Source organism: Nitrobacter winogradskyi (genome assembly GCF_006539545.1).
Taxonomy (GTDB): domain Bacteria; phylum Pseudomonadota; class Alphaproteobacteria; order Rhizobiales; family Xanthobacteraceae; genus Nitrobacter; species Nitrobacter winogradskyi_A.
Genome location: NZ_BJNF01000136.1, coordinates 1 through 3,805, shown reverse-complemented (window position 1 = coordinate 3,805; position 3,805 = coordinate 1). Strand labels below are relative to the sequence as shown.

Here is a 3,805-nt window from a genome sequence, read left to right as displayed (position 1 = left end):
TTGTGCCGCCGAGCGGCACAACGGTTCGAGATCAAGTTACGGTGTGAGTCGTTGCTCGTCGCTGGGGCATAAAAGAATTCGGTCGATTCGCCAGCGCCTATGAAGAGTTCTTTGGAGAATTACCATCCGTAACTTTGAACGAACGAACGAGAAATGATGCGCGGCAATAGCCACCATCGTTTCAACAGTCGCTACGACGAAGCAAGGTGATGAAAGCACAGCGCACGTTGAAAGCCTTGTCCAAATTAATTCCCCTACCTCTCATCCTTTTCTTGAGCTGACCGCCAAGATCCGCGATTAGCTCACACTCGTAAATTTCGTTGCGGCGTTAGCGGATTCCGCAATAAGCTGTCTGTTAGTGAACGGTGATCACAAGATCGCTTTCGTGAAGAGGGCCAACCGATGCGATTTACCGTCATCTATGCAATCGTCATAAGCGCGGTCGCTTGTTTATGGGGCGCGCCGGTGAATGCCGCTGAAGGCGGCATTGGCGCCTACCTGCTCGGATCGCGTTCGAAAGAAGCAGGCATTACGCCGCCCCCCGGCGTTTATTTCAATGACGATACTTATTTTTACGATGCGAAGATTGGCGGAGGAAGATCGTTGCCGATTGGCGGATTGCTCATCGCGAACGTTTCGATGCAGACGTGGCTCAACTTGCCTACAACGCTTTGGGTAACGCCTGCGAAGATCTTCGGCGGTGATCTGGCGTTCTCGCTTACATCGTCGGTTGGAGGGCCACGTGTCAACGCCAATCTGCTAGTCAACTCGCCGCGGTTCGGTCCAATCGGCGTCAGCGCCACCGATGCCAACACCGCGCTCAGTGACTTCTTTGTACAGTCTTTTGTTGGATGGCAGGCCGGTAACTTTCACTGGCAGCTTGGTGTCGGCGGCATTTTTCCATCCGGCACCTATGTGGCAGGTCAACTCTCAAACGCATCACTCAATCGGCGGGCGGTTGACCTGTTTGGTACGTTGACCTGGCTTGATCCAGCCATCGGCTGGGACCTGTCCGCCGCCGCTGGATTCACCTTCAACCAGACCAATATAGCCACGGACTATAAGTCCGGCGATGAATTCCACCTGGAATGGGCGGCGACCAAATATCTGACCAAGAAATTCACGGTCGGCCTCATCGGTTACTACTATCAGCAGCTCACACCCGACAGTGGCACAGGCGCACGCCTGGGCGCGTTCGAAGGACGCGTGATGGCGCTGGGTGGCTCCGTCGGATACACGTTCGAAGTTGGAAAGCTCCCTATTTCCACGCGGCTCAAGGTCTATCGCGAGTTTGACGCAACCAACCACCTAGAGGGAACGTCAGGTTTTTTCACCGTGTCCTTGCCATTGGCCTTCGATGGCAATGCGATGGCTCTAGAAACCGGGAAGAGCATTAAAGCCAAATTCTAGACTAGTGGATCGCGTCTGACATTTGAATCCGGGATGGGATTCCCATCTGACTGGATGCATGCGAGTCTGGCGCATGCGAACCGGAATTTTCATCACCCTTAAGCCTGCCGACCGTCGCCGTCTGAAGGCGCTGGCGCGGAATCGCAACACCCCACACAAGCATGTTTGGCAGGCCGAGGTCGTACTGTTGAGCGCGGACGGTTTCGGTACCCATGAGATCATGCGCCGGACCGGCAAGTCGAAGACCTGTGTGTGGCGCTGGCAGGAACGCTTCATGGCGGCGGGTTATGACGGCCTCCTGCACGATAAGACACGCCCCTCGCGCATTCCGCCGCTGGGGTCGGGCATCGCTGAACGCGTCGTGGCGCTCACCCGGACCGAGCCGCCAGCAGAGGCGACCCACTGGACCTCCGCCATGATGACGAAAGTCGTCGATATCAGCGCGAGTTCCGTTCAACGCATCTGGCGCGCCCATGGGCTGCAGCCGCACCGGGCGAAACAGTTCAAGCTCTCCACCGATCCGCGCTTCGTCGACAAACTGCGCGATGTCGTCGGCCTCTATGTCGATCCGCCCGCTCATGCCGTCGTTCTCTCGGTCGATGAAAAAAGCCAAATCCAGGCGCTCGACCGCACGCAGCCCGGCTTGCCAATAAAGAACGGTCGCGCCGGGACGATGACCCACGATTACAAGCGTCATGGCACGACGACACTGTTTGCGGCCCTAAACGTCCTCGACGGCACCATCATTGGCCGCAATATGCAGCGCCATCGGCACCAGGAGTTCATCCGCTTCCTCAACGCCGTCGAAGCGCAGGTGCCGCCGCAAAAGCAAATCCACGCTATCGTCGACAACTATGCAACCCACAAGCACCCGAAGGTGCGCCAGTGGTTAGCCCGGCATCCCCGCTGGGCTTTCCACTTCACACCCACATCAGCATCCTGGCTCAATGCCGTCGAGGGCTTCTTCGCCAAACTTACAAAGCGACGACTGAAACGCGGCATCTTCCGATCGGTCGTCGACCTGCAGGCTGCAATCAATCGCTTCGTCATCGAACATAACACCGAACCGAAGCCCTTCACATGGACTGCCGATCCCAACAAAATTATCCGAGCCGTCAGACGCGGGCACCAAGTGTTAGATTCCATCCACTAGTTCGTTGAATACGCCGGACGCTTCCGGCAACGAGATAGTGGGCTTCGAAGGCTTTCGCGAGGCCGTCCACGGATCGCGGACCACTATCCACGCTACCCTCTCGCATCCGCACCACCACCTTGCCTTTGGCCTGGCCGGCTTCCAGATACGCAATCGCCTCACCGATCTCGGCAAATGGAAAGACACGGTCGATGATCGGCTCAAGTTTTCTCTGTTCGATGAGCTGCGCAAGCTCCGCCAGTTCGGTGCCGCTCGGATGCATAAACAGGTAGCGATATGAAACGCCATGCTTTCTGGCTTCTGCACGCAAGCCGCGGGATGCGAACCAGAACAGCATCGTGAGCAACACGCCTCGGTTCAGATCCTTTCGCGCGGTCTCGGGCTCCGGCATGCCCGCAATCGATACTACCTTGCCGCCGCGCTTCACCACACTGAATGAAGTCTTGAGCGTTTCACCTCCAAGCAGATCGAACACGCCGTCTATGTCATGCACATGGTCTTCGAACCGCTGCGAGGTGTAGTCGATCACCACATCAGCTCCGAGCCGTTCGACAAGTGCTTTTCCACGCGGCGATGCCGTTGTTGTAACCTCCGCGCCGAGCCATTTCGCCAACTGGATGGCGAACGTGCCGACGCCACCTGCCCCTGCCGGTATGAAGACCCGGCTGCCGTTCCGCAGGTTGAGTTCGTCGCGCAACGCCTGGAGTGCGGTGAGCCACGCGAGCGGGACAGCCGCGGCGGTGACGAAATCGACCGACGAAGGCATTCGAGCGAGGAGGTCTTCGGGGAGAACCGCGTATTCCGCGAAGGCTCCCATGGAGTCCTTCGGCATGCGGGCAAAAACGCGGTCCCCCGTCGCAAACCGCGTTGCGCCGGCGCCGCATTCTTCCACGACGCCCGCCAGGTCATTTCCCAAGACGGTTGGCAAGGCATATCGGTAGATGACCTTGAGTTTGCCCTCGCGCGTCTTGAAATCGACCGGGTTGAGTCCCGCCGCGTGGATGCGCACCAGCACTTCCCCTTGTGCCGGTCCCGGTCGCGGTAGATCACGGAGTTCCGTGGCTTCTGGCCCGCCATATTTCGTGAGGACAAATGCTTTCATCTTGCATGAACATCCGTGGGGACCGTTCGTTCTCCTGTCTAGCACAAGGTGCGCGTGGTGGGCACCGTCGAAGCTTCCCACGGGAGATCAAGAACCCATAGACCAAACCTTCGGAGGTTTCGCATGCCCAACAGGACGAA

General features: G+C 58.0%; 3 protein-coding genes. 2 read left to right on the top strand and 1 reads right to left on the bottom strand.

Features of this window, described 5'->3' with window-relative positions; genetic code table 11:
• Positions 1-402 precede the first annotated feature (402 nt).
• Positions 403-1,410: a SphA family protein gene (locus NWI01_RS18450; protein ID WP_141385395.1), complete on the top strand. Its 1,008-nt coding sequence runs from the start codon at positions 403-405 to the stop codon at positions 1,408-1,410.
• Between the two features lie 73 nt (positions 1,411-1,483).
• The gene (locus NWI01_RS18445; RefSeq protein ID WP_141385394.1) at positions 1,484-2,563 is read left to right on the top strand and encodes an IS630 family transposase; all 1,080 of its coding nucleotides are present in this window, start codon (positions 1,484-1,486) and stop codon (positions 2,561-2,563) included.
• Here the strand turns inward: NWI01_RS18445 and NWI01_RS18440 are convergent.
• A complete protein-coding gene (locus NWI01_RS18440; RefSeq protein ID WP_141385393.1) occupies positions 2,526-3,665 on the bottom strand; it encodes an NADP-dependent oxidoreductase in 1,140 nt (379 codons plus the stop codon). The genes NWI01_RS18445 and NWI01_RS18440 overlap by 38 nt on opposite strands.
• Positions 3,666-3,805 lie beyond the last annotated feature (140 nt).

What these genes read in the sequence shown, in the direction of transcription:
- NWI01_RS18445 (WP_141385394.1), top strand. Translation starts at nt 1,484, where the DNA reads ATGCGAACCGGAATTTTCATCACCCTTAAGCCTGCCGACCGTCGCCGT.
- NWI01_RS18450 (WP_141385395.1), top strand. Translation starts at nt 403, where the DNA reads ATGCGATTTACCGTCATCTATGCAATCGTCATAAGCGCGGTCGCTTGT.
- NWI01_RS18440 (WP_141385393.1), bottom strand. Translation starts at nt 3,665, where the DNA reads ATGAAAGCATTTGTCCTCACGAAATATGGCGGGCCAGAAGCCACGGAA.